Annotated in this window: 17 protein-coding genes and 1 riboswitch; all 17 genes read left to right on the top strand. The window is 42.5% G+C overall.

Going from position 1 to position 16,129, the window contains the following annotated elements; all coding sequences use genetic code 11:
* The first annotated feature begins 10 nt into the window (after positions 1–10).
* The 17 genes from SporoP8_RS08670 to SporoP8_RS08595 all read left to right on the top strand — a co-directional run bounded on the left by SporoP8_RS08670 (position 11) and on the right by SporoP8_RS08595 (position 16,121).
* A complete protein-coding gene (locus SporoP8_RS08670) occupies positions 11–1,375 on the top strand; it encodes an ethanolamine ammonia-lyase subunit EutB (RefSeq protein WP_085132133.1) in 1,365 nt (454 codons plus the stop codon).
* Between the two features lie 7 nt (positions 1,376–1,382).
* Positions 1,383–2,378, top strand: coding sequence for an ethanolamine ammonia-lyase subunit EutC (gene eutC / locus SporoP8_RS08665; protein WP_420066725.1), 996 nt, complete (start codon positions 1,383–1,385; stop codon positions 2,376–2,378).
* Positions 2,379–2,394: 16 nt separating this feature from the next.
* Positions 2,395–3,039: an ethanolamine utilization microcompartment protein EutL gene (gene eutL / locus SporoP8_RS08660; RefSeq protein WP_232319126.1), complete on the top strand. Its 645-nt coding sequence runs from the start codon at positions 2,395–2,397 to the stop codon at positions 3,037–3,039.
* A gap of 73 nt (positions 3,040–3,112) precedes the next feature.
* On the top strand, positions 3,113–4,582 hold the full coding sequence (locus SporoP8_RS08655) for an aldehyde dehydrogenase family protein (RefSeq protein ID WP_232319252.1): 1,470 nt from the start codon (positions 3,113–3,115) through the stop codon (positions 4,580–4,582).
* Between the two features lie 23 nt (positions 4,583–4,605).
* Positions 4,606–4,890 (top strand): BMC domain-containing protein, encoded by a 285-nt coding sequence (locus SporoP8_RS08650; protein ID WP_085132129.1) that lies wholly within the window; start codon positions 4,606–4,608, stop codon positions 4,888–4,890.
* 33 nt (positions 4,891–4,923) lie between these two features.
* Complete coding sequence (gene pduL, locus SporoP8_RS08645; RefSeq protein WP_085132128.1) at positions 4,924–5,796, top strand: phosphate propanoyltransferase; 873 nt, start codon at positions 4,924–4,926, stop codon at positions 5,794–5,796.
* A gap of 16 nt (positions 5,797–5,812) precedes the next feature.
* Positions 5,813–6,118 (top strand): EutN/CcmL family microcompartment protein, encoded by a 306-nt coding sequence (locus SporoP8_RS08640; protein WP_085132127.1) that lies wholly within the window; start codon positions 5,813–5,815, stop codon positions 6,116–6,118.
* A complete protein-coding gene (locus tag SporoP8_RS08635) occupies positions 6,093–6,434 on the top strand; it encodes a BMC domain-containing protein (RefSeq protein ID WP_085132126.1) in 342 nt (113 codons plus the stop codon). The genes SporoP8_RS08640 and SporoP8_RS08635 overlap by 26 nt, the downstream gene beginning before the upstream one ends.
* A gap of 60 nt (positions 6,435–6,494) precedes the next feature.
* Entirely contained in the window at positions 6,495–7,448 is a 954-nt protein-coding gene (mdh, locus tag SporoP8_RS08630) for a malate dehydrogenase (protein ID WP_085132125.1), read from the top strand.
* Positions 7,449–7,819: 371 nt separating this feature from the next.
* Positions 7,820–7,990: a hypothetical protein gene (locus SporoP8_RS16530; RefSeq protein ID WP_157111241.1), complete on the top strand. Its 171-nt coding sequence runs from the start codon at positions 7,820–7,822 to the stop codon at positions 7,988–7,990.
* A 167-nt stretch (positions 7,991–8,157) separates the two neighbouring features.
* Positions 8,158–8,334, top strand: a riboswitch (cobalamin riboswitch).
* A 172-nt stretch (positions 8,335–8,506) separates the two neighbouring features.
* Positions 8,507–9,781, top strand: a complete 1,275-nt coding sequence (locus tag SporoP8_RS08625) for a ribonucleotide reductase N-terminal alpha domain-containing protein (RefSeq protein ID WP_157111240.1) — start codon at positions 8,507–8,509, stop codon at positions 9,779–9,781.
* A gap of 75 nt (positions 9,782–9,856) precedes the next feature.
* The gene (locus SporoP8_RS08620) at positions 9,857–10,954 is read left to right on the top strand and encodes a CdaR family transcriptional regulator (protein ID WP_085132123.1); all 1,098 of its coding nucleotides are present in this window, start codon (positions 9,857–9,859) and stop codon (positions 10,952–10,954) included.
* Positions 10,955–11,101: 147 nt separating this feature from the next.
* Positions 11,102–12,229, top strand: a complete 1,128-nt coding sequence (locus SporoP8_RS08615; RefSeq protein WP_420066741.1) for a YibE/F family protein — start codon at positions 11,102–11,104, stop codon at positions 12,227–12,229.
* Complete coding sequence (locus SporoP8_RS08610) at positions 12,226–12,999, top strand: YibE/F family protein (RefSeq protein ID WP_085132121.1); 774 nt, start codon at positions 12,226–12,228, stop codon at positions 12,997–12,999. The genes SporoP8_RS08615 and SporoP8_RS08610 overlap by 4 nt, the downstream gene beginning before the upstream one ends.
* 264 nt (positions 13,000–13,263) lie before the next feature.
* The gene (locus tag SporoP8_RS08605; protein ID WP_085132120.1) at positions 13,264–14,298 is read left to right on the top strand and encodes a DctP family TRAP transporter solute-binding subunit; all 1,035 of its coding nucleotides are present in this window, start codon (positions 13,264–13,266) and stop codon (positions 14,296–14,298) included.
* Positions 14,299–14,316: 18 nt separating this feature from the next.
* Positions 14,317–14,802: a TRAP transporter small permease gene (locus SporoP8_RS08600; RefSeq protein WP_085132119.1), complete on the top strand. Its 486-nt coding sequence runs from the start codon at positions 14,317–14,319 to the stop codon at positions 14,800–14,802.
* Complete coding sequence (locus tag SporoP8_RS08595) at positions 14,799–16,121, top strand: TRAP transporter large permease (protein WP_085132118.1); 1,323 nt, start codon at positions 14,799–14,801, stop codon at positions 16,119–16,121. Before SporoP8_RS08600 ends, SporoP8_RS08595 begins: the two co-directional genes overlap by 4 nt.
* The last annotated feature ends 8 nt before the right edge of the window (positions 16,122–16,129 follow it).

Here is a 16,129-nt window from a genome sequence, read left to right as displayed (position 1 = left end):
GGTCTTGTACGTGAATTTATCCACTACATTAGGCGGCGAACGATATGTGTTCCATGACCTAAAAGAAGTGCTAGCAAAAGCGAATGAAGAGAAATCTGGAGATCGTCTCGCAGGAATTGCGGCGGAAACCGTGCAAGAACGAATCGCTGCCAAAACAGTCGTCAGTGAGTTGCTTGTAAGCGATATCCGTAACAATCCACTGATTCCAATTGAAAGTGATGAAGTCTCACTAATTATTGAAAATGATATTAACGAGAAGGTCTATGGTGAAATCCAGAACTGGAGCATCGCAGAGCTGCGTGAATACATTTTGAGTAATGAAGTAGGCGACCGCGAATTAAAGCGTCTCAGCCGTGGATTGACTTCGGAAGTCATCGCAGCCGTCACAAAGCTAATGTCTAATCTCGACTTAGTGCACGCGGCTAATAAAATTGAAATCTTATCAACATGTAATATTACAATCGGTCAAAAAGGTACATTGTCTTCCCGTCTGCAACCGAATCATCCGACAGACAATATTGATGGAATCATCACTTCGTTAAAAGAAGGCTTGTCTTACGGTATCGGTGATGCGGTAATTGGAATCAATCCAGTAGATGATTCTGTGGAAAGTGTAAAGCGTGTGTTGAATGCAACGAAAGATTTCATTGATGAATGGGAAATTCCGACGCAAAACTGCGTACTCGCACATGTTACGACACAGATGAAAGCAATCGAACAGGGGGCACCTGCCGATATGATTTTCCAAAGTATCGCGGGAACAGAAAAAGCTCACCGTTCATTTGGGATTTCGGCAGAATTAATTGCAGAAGCGAAAGATCTATCACTGAAAATGGGCACGGGTACAGGTCCTCAAACGTTGTATTTTGAAACAGGACAAGGATCTGAATTATCGGCTGAAGCGCATTACGGCGTAGATCAAGTAACTATGGAAGCACGTAACTACGGATTTGCACGACATTATGATCCGTACATCGTTAACACAGTCGTCGGATTTATTGGACCAGAATACTTGTACAACAGCAAGCAAGTAATCCGTGCTGGCCTTGAAGATCACTTCATGGGCAAGCTTCATGGTCTTCCGATGGGTGTAGATATTTGCTATACGAACCATATTAAAGCAGATCAAAATGACATTGAGGATTTAAGTATCTTATTATCAGCGGCAGGTGTGAACTTCATCATCGCAGCACCAATGGGTGATGACGTTATGTTGAATTACCAGTCCATGAGCTTCCATGACGTGGCGACTGTTCTTCAGACGATGGGCAAAACACCAGCACCTGAATACTTGAAATGGCTTGAAAAGATGGGGATTTATGAAAATGGCATGCTGAGCAAACATGCCGGAGATCTCACGCTCTTCAATCGATAGGAGGTGGATGGACTTGAATGAAGAATTAATTCAGCAAATCACAAAAATGGTTGTGGAAAAACTGGAGGCCGCAAATAGCAGTCAAAAAATACAACCGTCAACGAATGAACAGAAAATAGAACTATTTTCACAGCAACCGATCGGACATTTGGAAGTGGAAACTGTGGGGAATTCGCCTAGTGGCGCAGTGACATTCCATAGTACGACGAAAGAGCCGAAGCGAAATATTTCTACTGTAAAACCCAAGCCGACGACAGCGTATGGTAACCCGAAATCAAAACCACAAATAGCTTCTGAAGAAGATAAGCTGGCAGAATATCGTAAGAAAACACCAGCGCGCGTAGGAGTTGGGCGCGCAGGCTCACGTCCGAAAACAAAAACGTGGCTACAGTTCCGACTGGATCATGCAGCAGCGGTTGACGCGGTCTACGGTGAAGTACCGGATAACTTGCTTGAACAGCTAGGATTGTTCCAAGTGCAATCCAAAGTGGCAGATAAAGAAGAATACATTCGACGCCCGGATCTTGGTAGAAAGCTTTCAGACGAAGCAAGATCTTTAATTCAGGAGCGTTGTAAGAAATCACCCGTCGTACAAATCGTAGCGTCAAACGGACTGAGTGCGAAAGCGATAGAAGAAAACTTGGAAGACGTCTACTTGTCATTACAACAATCACTTAACAACTTGAATATTGATATGGGAACAACATTTTATGTCGATAAGGGACGAGTTGCCGTAATGGATGATATCGGAGAGCTGTTGCAACCTGATGTTGTCATCATGCTGATCGGTGAACGTCCAGGTCTTGTTTCTGCAGAGTCGCTAAGTGCTTATATGTGCTACAAACCTCGACATGGCACGATTGAAGCAGATCGTATGGTCATCTCGAATATCCATAAAGGAGGAATCCCTCCTGTCGAGGCGGGTGCATTCCTCGGGACGATTATTCAGAAAATCTTAAAGTATGAAGCGAGCGGTGTATCGCTTGTTCAAAAGGAAGGATAAGGAAGGGGGAGGGCAAATGAAAATCTATGCAGATATATTGTCGATGCAAGTCATATCAAATGTCAGTCCGGAACTTGCTGAGAAGTTTCGATTGAAGTCTAACCAGCGAAGCCTTGGGATAGTAACGACGACAATTGACGACGTCGGCTATACAGCAATTGATGCAGCAACGAAGCATAGTGATGTGGAAGTGGTCTACGCAAAAAGCTTTTACGCGGGTTCAGCTCATTCTTCTGGCCCGTTATCGGGAGAGTTTATTGGAATCATTGCGGGCTCGTCACCGGAAGAAGTGAAAAGCGGCCTTGATTCAATTCGTATAACGATAGAGCACGAAGCGTATTTTGAAGCGATCAACGGAAACCCGAATCATGCGTTATATGCGCATACCATCTCCAGTTGTGGGAGTTATTTGGCTGACATGGCCAATGTATCCGATGGACAGTCATTGGCATACTTGATTGCACCGCCTGTTGAAGCTGTTATCGGTTTGGACGCTGCTTTAAAAGCAGCTGACGTTACACTTTGTGTACTCTATGCACCTCCCTCCGAAACAAACTTCGGCGGTGGCCTGTTGACAGGCAGTCAATCTTCTTGCAATGCTGCAGCCGACGCATTCCGGGAAGCGATACAGAAGATGGCAGATGATCCGTTAAGTTACTGATAGATAAGCATGTAGAAAGGAGTGGTTAAATTTGGTCCAATTAGTGGATAATGATTTATTAGCTTTGCAACAAATGCGTACAGCCGTCCAAACTGCAAAAGAAGCACAAGAGAAATTTATGGGCTATTCTCAGCAACAAGTCGACAAGATTGTCAAAGCCGTAGCGGATGCTGCCTTTGAACAATCCGGTCGCCTCGCGCAACTAGCAGTAGAAGAAACAGGTATGGGGGTAGCAGCTCATAAGAAAATTAAGAACGAAGTGGGCTCCCGAGACGTATATGAAAGTATTAAAGATATGAAAACAGTCGGTGTCATCAAAGAAGACCATATGAATAAAGTCTTGGAAATTGCTGCTCCGTTCGGTGTAGTTGCCGCTATTATCCCGACAACCAACCCAACATCGACAGCGTTCTTCAAAACGTTGATTTCATTGAAGACACGAAATTCTATTGTCGTGAGTCCACACCCTTACGCAGTGAAATGCACACACGAAGCATTAAAAGTATGTGATGCAGCAGCTGTTGCAGCGGGTGCCCCGGAAGGTTTAATTCAATGTCTCACGTTGGCTTCGATGGAAGCTACACAGCAATTAATGTCGCATAAAGATGTTAATCTAATCATTGCAACAGGCGGTAGTGCGCTCGTCAAAGCGGCATATAGCTCCGGTAAGCCGGCTTACGGTGTAGGGCCTGGGAATGTGCCAGTGTATATCGAACGTTCCGCAAAGATTGAAAAAGCAGTAAAAGACATTGTGGACAGCAAATCATTTGACTACGGTACGATTTGTGCAACCGAGCAAGCCATTGTTGTCGATAAGCACGTCGTGGATCTCGTTACGCGTGAGTTGAAGAAAAACGGCGCGTATATTTTATCGGATGATGAGAAAAAGATTATGGAAGGTATCATCTCACCGGTACCCGGTAAGGTGAATCCGAAAGTGGTCGGTAAGAGCCCACAGTTCATCGCGAAAATGGCAGGCATTTCTTTACCTGAAGGCACGCGCTTGATTGTTGGGATGGAAACGAAAGTTGGTAAAGACGTACCGTTTTCATTGGAGAAATTATCACCGATTTTCGCTATGTATGTCGTGGATGGTGTGAAGCACTCGAAAGAAGTGTGCCTCGACTTGCTAAATCTTGGCGGGCGTGGACATAGCTTGGCACTACATACCGAAATCGATGCAGTAGCTCGTGAATTCGCTATGGAAATGCCAGTATCCCGTATTTTGGTCAATACCATGTCTTCTATTGGAGCAGTTGGTGGTACGACAGGTTTAATGCCATCATTCACATTAGGGTGCGGAACATTTGGCGGTAATATTACATCAGACAATGTCACAGCTAAGCATTTGTTGAACATTAAGCGGATGGCATATGGCACGAAGGAAGTACAACTGCCGAAGCACTCAGAGCCTGTAGAGAGTTCCAATGACCAGCTCGTATCTAGTGTGATGAACAATGTATCAGCCACAACAAACAACAACATCGATCCAGCATTAGTACAGAACTTAGTTAGTGAAATCGTTAAACAACTTACAAAATAAAACACTATTAGGAGGAAACAATTATGAACAGAGAAGGTACAGCATTAGGAATGGTAGAAACTAAAGGATTAATCGGTGCAATCGAGGCAGCAGACGCAATGGTGAAAGCAGCAAGCGTAAACTTGGTAGGTAAAGTACATGTTGGCGGCGGAATCGTAACAGTTATGGTACGCGGTGATGTAGGCGCAGTAAAAGCGGCAACAGACGCAGGTGCTGCTTCAGCACAACGTGTGGGCGAATTGCTTTCTGTTCACGTAATTCCAAGACCACATAATGAACTAGAAATGATGTTACCAAAAAGCGAATAATCACTGCTGACATAGTAGAAAGGCGTGAACTAAATGAATCAGCAATTGATTGAACAAATTGTCGGAGAAATTCTTGGACAATTAGGGAAAGCTCCCGTTCAATTGCCGGAACGAGCGGTTCCTATTGCAGTTTCCGCCCGTCACGTACATTTACAGCCTGAACATGTGGAAGTATTGTTTGGCACAGGGTATGAATTGACACAGCGGTCCGAGCTTTCACAGCCGGGCCAATTCGCCGCCAATGAAACGGTGATGATTGCAGGACCTAAAAGCAGCATTGAACGTGTGCGTATTTTAGGGCCTGTCCGAAAAGCGACCCAAGTTGAGGTCAGCTTTACGGATGCTATGAAGCTCGGCGTCAAGCCCCCACTTCGGGAATCCGGCAATATTGAAGGATCAGCACCGATTACATTAATTGGACCAAAAGGTAGTGTGCATATAAACCAAGGTCTTATTATTGCACAGGCACATATCCATATGGCGCCCACTGACGCTACGCGCTTTGGCGTGGAAGACGGGGAATATGTCACAGTGGAAGCGGACGGAATAAGATCTATTTCATTCCGCAATGTACGCATTCGAGTGAATGAGCGATATCGTCTTGAAATGCATATTGATACCGATGAAGCAAATGCAGGTTTCATTTCACAGGGGTCGATTGGTCGTCTAGTGAAATCGGATGATGCAAAAGAAACGGTACCTGTACAAACGATGATGAAAACGGTGACGACGACTACTCCAGTAAATGCTCCAGTGACATTTGAATTCACAAAAAAGCTTTTGTCGGCTGAAGACGTGTCCGAGATTTCAGAAAAGGAAATTGTTATTAATAAAGGCACAATTGTGACGGCACTAGCAAGAGATACAGCACGTGAACTCGGTAAAACGATATCTAGTAGAAAGTAGAAAAAGGTGATTACGCATGCGAATGGGTAGAGTGATTGGTAATGTATGGGCAACCCGTAAAGAGGATGGATTATCAGGACTTAAGCTGTTAATCGTCCAGCCGATTGATGCACACGGCAATAGTATACAGTCGCATATGGTCGCGGCAGATCGGATTGGAGCAGGGGTTGGTGATGAAGTACTCATTACGAGTGGCGGTTCTTCACGCTTTATTTTACCGAAAGAAAACCCGATCCCAATCGACGCGGTCATTATTGGTATTATCGATTCAACAGAAGTGAAAAGAGGTGATATACATGAGTCAAGCGATCGGAATGATTGAGACAAAAGGATTGATTGGATCGATTGAAGCGGCGGACGCCATGGTGAAAGCATCCAACGTAGAGTTAGTATCACAGGAGATGGTGGATGGCGGAATCGTTACGGTCATCGTTCAAGGTGACGTTGGAGCAGTTCAGGCAGCTGTTGATGCAGGTCGCGACGCAGCAGCGCGTGTAGGTGAATTACTAGGCGCGCATGTAATACCGCGTCCCGATGATTCAGTATATGGCATGGTGAAACCCCTAGTGCCGACTACTTCAGAAATTCCACAAGTAAAGAAACTGGCAGAAGTGAAGAAGGCACCGAAGAAAGACTGAGGCATACATGTGCTATAAGCGTATTACTCATAGTGAAATCTATAGAAAGGAGTGGTTTCCATGGCTTTCAAACGACATAAAATTGCAGTCATTGGAGCTGGTCACACCGGTTCAACCGTAGCATTGATGGCAGCACAGAGAGAACTAGGTGACATCGTATTAGTCGATATACCGGATCTCTCTAATCCAACCAAAGGTAAAGCACTAGATCTTCTTCAAACGAGTCCTGTACAACAATTTAATTCTCGCATTACAGGTACATCTAATTACGAGGATATTGAAGGTGCAGCAATGGTTATCATTACTGCGGGTGTTGCACGTAAACCAGGTATGAGTCGCGATGATTTAGTTGCAACCAATGCGAAGATTATGCGTTCCGTTTCCGAGCAAGTGAAGCGTCATGCCCCAGACAGCACCGTGCTGATTTTAAGTAATCCGGTAGATGCGATGACATATGTATGTTATAAAACAACTGGATTTCCTAAAAATCGTGTAATTGGACAATCAGGTGTGCTTGATACTGCACGTTTCAATACGTTCATTTCCGAAGAATTGAATATTTCTGTAGAGGATATTTCGGGCTTTGTACTTGGCGGACACGGAGATGATATGGTGCCACTTGTGCGTTACTCTTACGCCGGCGGCATTCCGTTGGATAAAATCATATCGAATGAACGGCTAGAAGCCATTGTGGAGCGTACTCGAAAAGGCGGCGGTGAAATTGTCTCACTACTAGGTAATGGTAGCGCTTATTACGCACCCGCTGCGGCTTTAGTAGAGATGGCTGAGGCAATTATTAAAGATAAGAAACGAATTTTGCCGTCCATCGCTTATTTAGAGGGTGAATATGGATATCAAAATATTTACTTAGGCGTACCCACTGTTCTCGGGGGCAATGGTATCGAAAGTGTGATTGAACTTCCGTTAACAAAGGAAGAACAAACAGCACTTGATCAGTCAGCTGACTCTGTCAGAGCAGTCATCGACATTTGCGAAAAGCAAATGTCCTTATAACTACTGATCTCTCTAAGTCGTAAAGAGGACTTAGGGAGATTTTTTGTATGGAAAGAATTTTACAGACCGTGTTTTATAATGGAATGATACAGAAGTCATAGGTTCTCTTCAAAAAAACGTAAAAGTTCATTCGGAATGATAACTTTTATATTTACTTTTGTTTATTTGAATGATACAATAAACAGAATTCACTGAATTATAAAATATGCCTTTAGTAAACTTACTCGGAAATATATAAAGAACTTATTTCCTTCGTTTCTAAAATGTAAGCGCTATCAAATAGCCTTTTATCAATAAGAGCGAAAAAATGTTCTTTTATTCCCCGATAAGGCATATACTATGAAAAATATAAAATCCAGGAGGTAATTCTTATGAAGAACAACGACTATCAGAACAATTCATCACTACCAGAGCAGAACGAAACATTCTATTTGATCACAGGTTACTCGGAGAATGGTTTCATCCATGGGATCACATGGCAAGAGGCATATGTTCAAGGATTGGCGGATTGCGGCTGTCTATGCGAACAACAACTCATGTAAGTAATGAAGAAAACTCGATACAGGGTGCCTAGCAAAAAACGATTGTGGATGTTTTCACAGTAGTTTAGTGCATAGGCACCCTATTTGTTTATGTGGACTTCCTTAATAAAAACAAACGCTACCACCCTCTATGTTATCCATGATAAAATGAAATCAATCAAATATATGAGTTTGCACGATACGCTGGTACCTATCAAGGTGTAAAAGGGAATCCGTAAACCGGAGCTGTCCCCGCAACTGTACACACGGACGACCGCTAAAATTAGCCACTATGGAGACATGGGAAGGCATTAGCGGAAGGATGAAGTGAAGCCAGGAGACCTGCCACGTATCGTCAAAGCGACACTTTCTTCGGGGGTTGAGGAGTGGAAGCAAAAAAGGTATCTGCATCTATGCATTTTTGTATGGAGTATTTTAAAGATGCCTGAATTTGTTTCCTCATTCACAACTATTGCAATCATCTTGCCGAAGAGGCGGAATGATTGTTTTTTGTTGTTTACGAAAGGAGACCGTGACATGAGAGTATTTGAACAGAAGAAGGAATGTATACATGAACGTGAACTGTTGCAGTTATTGTATAAACAAGTAGAACAACAGCGTGGAAGACCTGTGTATTCAGGATTTCATCAAGTAGTCAGGAAACTGTTACAGGATGGATTATATGGTCAATGGATCTATGACTATTCAGCGAGCGAAATCAAATGGCTTGGCTTACAGATTGTAGCTGAACGCGATCGATTGATACCTCCTGCACTGTTGCAACAATATATGAATGAATTTGTAACATCGGATTATTATGACAAACCGATAGGACTGCCTCAAGAGAGGATTATGCTCATAGCAATGGCCGCCATGCAGCATGAAACTATCCAGCGCCTACAAAAAGTACAGGAAGCATATTGGCTACTGAGTCATGGCTATGTGACTTTACCAGCTGAAGTGATGTCGTTCTTCGGTAAGACATTCTATCGGCGAAAGACGAGAGTAGAGCAATATACCATGGATATTGCTGACAGTAGAATCGCATCATTTTTATCGAGCAAAGTAAAAGAAAAGCATATACGTATACCCGATTATTTTATGGAACAAGTAAAAGCGTGCGGCTCTTGGAGTTTATTTGAAGCTGAACAAACAGAGCGCGCATTGAGTTGTTCGCATGGCAACTCCAACAGTGAATGGTTTCCCGATGCCGCTGACGGTTCTTCTATTGCTTATAAAAAAGTTTCTGCCATTGGTTTGATGAAACAGCTGCTTGGAAGTGAAGGAATTGTTGTACATTTTCACAATGAAAAAAGACAGGAAAAAGCTGCATGGTCCTCATATATTCAATTGCCGAACGTATTGCAGGAAACGGAGTTGTCCCGTACTTGTACCATACTTGTGCGTTTACTAAACGGCATTGAGAGCATATGGGGACATACTTTACGAGTTGAAGTGGCAGGTTGGGAAACCGCTATAGCTGACCAGAAAATTGGTTTGCATTCAGAGAAGGCCCTTCTATTTATTGAAGAAGTAGCGGAAGAAATAAACCGCTACTTGGAGGTGGCATCGTATCAAAGCGGAATGCAAATCCCTTTGCGCAAAGCAGCCGCAGTCACGCAACAGTCGATAAACCAAGCGACGAGTCAACAGCAAACCGCGATGATCGACCGAGTCACTGCAGAACAGCGCCATACCGATCAAGGCGGATCTATCATGTTAGAGAAATCTCCAACCATTGAAACTGCAGAACTGTTACAGCTGCTCATAAAGGCATGGGGCGGTGGAGTACCGGAAGTCCGACTTATCTGAATCTCCTCTATTGTAGTGGAATCTAAAGTGACGTAAACTAAGTATTACAAACGGTTTCCATTTGAGGTGAGACAGGTGTTTCAATTTGATACATTAGGACATGAAATGGTAACGGAATTATCGAATCTGATTAAGCAGCAAGTCATTTTAACGGATCGAAGAGGCTTCATTCAATCGAGTACAGAACCCGATCGAATCAACCAGTTCCATGAAGGAGCACTGTTGAGTATGCGTCAGAAAACGATGCTCCGTATGGGGGATGAGGAAGCGCAGCATCTGCAGGGGGTTCGTAGGGGTATCGTCTTGCCAATCATCATTGGAGGCGAACCGATCGCTGTACTTGGTGTGACGGGTGATCCAGACGAGATTCATCCGCAGGCTCAGCTGATCTTACGCGTAGCGGAACTGTTCATCCAGGACTCCCTGAAACGAAAGCAGAAGGATGAAAAAGTACGTGATGTGGAGTTCTTCGTCTTTGACTGGCTGACAGGATCAAAGAAAGATGAACGATTTATGGAACGGGGGACACTGCTCGGAATCGACGTCACTCTTTACCGTCAAGTGGTGGTATTGGAAGTGCTGGATTTACTGGAACAGTTCACGATCGAGGAAATGGAGACATTCGCGTCGATTCAAAATATCCACCCTTCTATGAAGATGATTCGCTGGGCGCAAAATAAAATCTTACTATTATTACCTGAAATGAATCAACAAACAGTAAAAAATGAATTAGAATTCCTGTTGCTTCATATAAAACGGCGCAAGAAAGTACAAGTCGTCGCAGGTATAGGTGCATCCACACGGTATTTCGAATTAGCTAAATCATTCGCGCAGGCAGAACGTGCTGTCAATGCTGCAAAGGGATCCGGCGATATTGTCTTTGAGCATGAACTGCGGCTTGAAATTATTTTGCAGAGCGTTCCAGATATGGTGAAGCAAGAATTTCTTAAGCGTACAGTTGCGACGCTGGAAGATCATAAAGACCTGCTAAATAATTTGACAGTATGGTTCGAAGAGAATCAATCGATGCAAAATACTGCACAGCGTCTGCATATCCATAAAAACACATGGTCTTACCGGCTGCAAAAGATCGAGCAATTAACGGGATTATCTGTTTCTAGTACACATGATGTCTTTTTGTTGTACTTGGCATTGCGTTTAATGGAGGAGTAGTCATGAATAAGTGATCAATTTGCTTCGCTTCCTATATGGGAAGCGGAGCTTTTCTTACTGGATGGAGAAACAGATGATTTTTTTTTCAAACCTACGTCTTATTCATGGTAGGATTAATCTGTGTCTCATCCTAAGGGTGTCAGGAGGATTGTCTTGAATAGAATTAGAAACGTCACAACATGGCAGTGGATCTTGTTTTTGATCTTAGCACTTTGCTGTATCAGTTCCATTGTTTTTGTAAATCAAAATTATTCATTTTATGACCGACCGATCGCTAAGGTAATCCATACAACGATAGAGGAAAAAACTGAGGTAACAGATACGCATGGCAATGAAGATACCCTATTTGTTCAGCACATAGTAGCTAGGATCATGAATGGGGAAGAAATGGGTCGTGAAGTCCAGTTGGTAAATGAGTATTCATCTTCGGGGGCGTACGATCAACAGTACCATATAGGAAATGAACTATTTGTCTCGATTGATTCCAAGGCAAGAGAAGAACTGACAGGTAGTATCACAGACGTGAAACGTGATAAATACGTATTGATCGTTGCATGGATCTTCGTCTTTACGCTATTGATTGTAGGGCATAAGCAAGGGCTATTGGCGATAGTGGGCTTTGTGATGAACGTCATGGTACTATCAGTCGCTTTAGATATTTATGTGAAATATTATGAGGTCAGTTTACTTGTGGTTTGCGGGATATGTATCCTGTTATTCACAACCATTTCGCTCCTGTTAGTTAGCGGACGCAATGAAAAAACGTATGCCGCCATTGTGGCTACGTTAGTCGCAACGGTAGTATCTCTTTCCATCACGTCTCTTGTCATCTGGATCACTTCTGGGAATGGGCTGCGTTATGAAGAAATGCAGTTTTTGACGCGTCCTTATCACACGATCTTCATGGCGGGGTTATTTATTGGATCTCTTGGAGCTATCATGGATGTGGCCATTACCATGTCGTCTTCGATGTTTGCATTATATGAAAGAGATAGTACTATATCCGTTAAAGCGCTGAAAGCATCTGGCATAGATATCGGCAAAGATATTATGGGAACTATTACAAGCATTCTATTTTTCGCTTATATAAGTGGATCCATCCCCATGCTGATCCTCTATTTAAAAAACTCTTCACCTGTAGGATTTGCACTTTCGATGAATCTATCGCTGGAATTAGCACGTGCATTAGCTGGTGGAATTGGGATCGTCTTGACTATCCCGATTGGACTCTATACAGCGATTTTCTTTATTGAACGAAAGAGGGCGAGAATATGAATGTGATAGTATGGCTCGCGGTTATTTTACTCGTATTGATGATTGGGGTAGGTGGAAAAAGTGGAGTGCGATCATTCATTTCGCTGTTTTTTAACTTTGGTGTCGTCTTCTTCACCATGTTTTTTATGTTGGATCCGAACGCTAATCCTATACTGATTACATTTATCGCCTGCATAGTGATTGGATGCGTCAGTTTATTTTACATTAATGAAGTGAATAGCAAAACGGTAATAGCATTCATCTCGACGATGATTACCATTAGTATATTATTGTTTTTCATAGTAGTAGTATCCCAAAAGCTCATGATTCAAGGGTTTGGTGAAGAGGAAGAAGAGGCAATCGCAGGTATGTCACTCTATATTGGCGTGGATTTCGTAAAAATAGGTGCTTCCGTCATTATCATGAGTACAATTGGAGCCATCATGGACGTCGCTATATCGATCGCTTCCACTATGCATGAAGTATTTAAGCATAGTAGAAGCTTAAGTAAGAAGGAGTTATTTACGTCTGGTGTCAGTGTTGGACGAGATATTTTAGGAACCGATACCAATACCTTGTTCTTCGCTTTCTTTGGAGGCTATTTGGCACTGCTCATTTGGTTCAAGGATTTACACTACTCTATAGGAGATATTGTCAATTCAAAGATATTCAGTTCAGAAATGATTTTGATCCTTTGTGCGGGGCTTGGCATCGCGCTAGTCATACCGATTGCTTCTTGGATCAATGCATTTTACTTAGTAAGAGCTAGGAAAAAGTTAAATAACGTATAAAAAGAGGGGCACTGAATGGCTCCTCTTTTTGTGTTTTATTATTTTAATATGATGGCAGAGCTGAAAAAAGAAGCTTTACTATGGAAACTAGACGTTGACACAAAAAATAGAAGTGTTTTTCTATATATCATTGTACTAAAGTCTATATGAATTAAACTGTCAGACTATTAGAATTATATATACTAATAAAATGTTTTGAATAGATACTCTTTAGATGTAATAAGTATCTGGATGACTTTTGAAAAAAACTGGGGGGAACAACAAATGAAAATGAAGAAAAAGAGTGTTTTAGGCGCAATTAGTTTATCTGCCATGCTGATGTTGGCAGCTTGTTCGTCAGACAAAGAAGAAACAACAGACGGTGCGGGTGAGTCTGAAGGAAAATCATACGATCTGAAAATGTCTGTCACGGTTAATGATTCATCTACTTGGTATCAGGCCGCAGACAAGTTAGCGCAGGACTTGAATGAACAAACGGATGGTCGTATCAATATTGAAGTGTTTCCGAATGAACAACTATCAAATGGCGATCAAGGGAAAGGTGTAGAGCTTCTGACAAAAGGGCAGACCGACTTGAGCCTTCACTCCACTATTATTTACTCAATCTTAGATGATCGCTTTGGTGTGGCGAGTGCGCCATTTCTATTTAAAGATAAAGATGGGGTAGACAAAGTATTTGATGGTGCAGGTGGAGAAGCACTTGCAGAAATACTCAATGAAAAGAACGTAGAATTACTCGGATTCGGAGAGAATGGTTTCCGTCAAATCACAAACAGTAAAAAGGAAATCAAATCACCAGAAGATATGAAAGGTCTGAAAGTACGTATTCCTGGGATCACCATGTACACAGACTTGTACCGTGCACTAGGTGCGGATCCAACGACAATGGCATTCTCTGAAGTATTTACATCTCTTCAGCAAGGTACGATTGATGGTCAAGAAAATCCGATTGATGTTATTCACTCTTCTAAATTGAATGAAGTACAAGACTACTTGACGACTTGGAACTATTCCTATGATCCACTAGTATTGGGCATCAATAAGAAGTTGTTTGATTCGATGAGTGAAGAAGATCAGGAGCTTGTGAAGAAGTTAGGTAAAGAAGCGGCAGAATATCAAGTAGAAATGGCACGTGAAAAAGAAGAGAAACAAATTAGTGAGCTGAAGGAAGCAGGCATGCAGTTCTATGCACCAACAGACGAAGAACTAGCCAAGTTTACAGAAGCGGTGCAACCGGTTTATAAAAAGTATGAAGATATTTGGGGCAAGGATTTATTAGACAAGTTCCAAGACCAATAAGAACTGGAGGGTGGATGTATGGGGAAAATATTCAATAGATTAGAAGAATGGATTGTCGTGATTGTACTGTCCATTATGTCCACCATTGCATTCGTTAATATTTTATCCAGAGGATTTGCCAATTATTCATTTTCTTTTACAGAAGAAATTACAGTTAACTTGTTCGTATTGTTAACATTTGTCGGAACGGCCATTGGTGTGCGTAAGTACGCGCACCTTGGCTTTACTCTGATTTATGACAAGGGCAGTCTGTTGCTAAAGAATATTATTACGATTTTGGTTGGATTGATGATGATGCTATTATTTTTTATTCTGCTATATTTTGGTTTGAAGATGGTGCAGTACCAGATGGATATGGGACAGAAAACACCTTCTCTTGGTTGGCCACAATGGTGGTTCTCGATGTCAATGCCAATCGGTGCGCTGTTTTGTTTAATCCGCTCTATCCAAGTAACTATTGTTGAATTCCGACAGCAAAACGAGAAGGGAGAGCAGCCATTATGACAGCGATCATTTTATTCGGCGTTTTTTTTATTTTAGTCATGCTTCGAATGCCCATTGCTGTGGCCTTAGCAATCTCGTCCATTGTTGTGCTATTTACAGGCAGTGGATTGTTTGGTTTGGAATTGGTTGCAGATATCATGTATACAAGTGTAGCGAAATTTACGTTGCTCGCAATCCCGTTTTTCATCTTGGCGGGAGTCATTATGGAGCACGCGGGAATTTCAAAAAGATTGATTGATTTTGCGCAAGCTTTAGTTGGTCATCGTAAAAGCGGAATTATTTTTGTTACCGTTATGACAGCGATTTTCTTCGCAGCCATTTCAGGTTCAGGCCCTGCAACGGTTGCTGCAATTGGGGGTATTTTAATCCCAGGTATGGTGAAGAACGGGTATAAAACGGAAACTGCAGCAGGTTTGGTGGCCAGTTCCGGAGCAATCGGTATCATCATTCCTCCTAGTATTGCTTTTATCGTCTTCGCTGTAGTGGCGGGCGATCAAATTCCGGTATCGATCGGAAGAATGTTCATGGCAGGGGTCATTCCTGGCCTGCTATTGGGCGTTGGATTTATTATAGCCGCCATGTTCGTTAGGTATCGACAGGAAAAACGCGAGGGACCGATATCGCAACAGTACATAATAGAACCTGCAACAAGTGCGGAACGCTTTAAAGCTTTCGGAAATGCGATCTGGGGCCTATTAATTCCCGTTATAATTTTAGGTGGTATTTATGGTGGATACTTTACACCGACAGAAGCAGCGGTAGTGGCGGTATTTTATAGTTTGTTCATCGGATTTTTCATTTACCGTGAACTGACACTGAAAAAGCTGTATGACATCTTAGTGGCAGCGGGTATTCAGACGGCGGTCGTCATGTTTATCGTCAGTGCGGCGAGTGTCTATGCATACATCATCACAACAGAGCAAATCGCAACGCAGATTTCGAACGTCATGTTAAGTATTTCAGATAATAAAATTATCATCTTATTGCTAATTAATATCATTCTCCTAATTGCTGGGATGTTTATCGATGCAATTTCTGCCTACTATATTTTCATTCCGATTTTATTGCCGATTGTGCTATTGTTCGACGTCGATCCAACAGTATTCGGTGTCTTCATGACAGTCAACTTAGCGATTGGACTTTTCACTCCGCCAGTCGGTCTCAATTTATTCGTAGCCGCGGGTATATCGAATACTTCAATAGGGCAAATATCGAAAGGAGTTTTGCCTTTCGTTGTCTCTTCCATCATTATTTTGTTACTCATTACGTATATTCCGCAGATCTCTACATTTTTACCAGATTTACTAGACATTAAGTAGATGGAGGA

It is taken from the genome of Sporosarcina ureae, from assembly GCF_002101375.1.
Lineage (GTDB): Bacteria > Bacillota > Bacilli > Bacillales_A > Planococcaceae > Sporosarcina > Sporosarcina ureae_B.
This window is presented reverse-complemented; position numbering and strand designations above follow the sequence as displayed.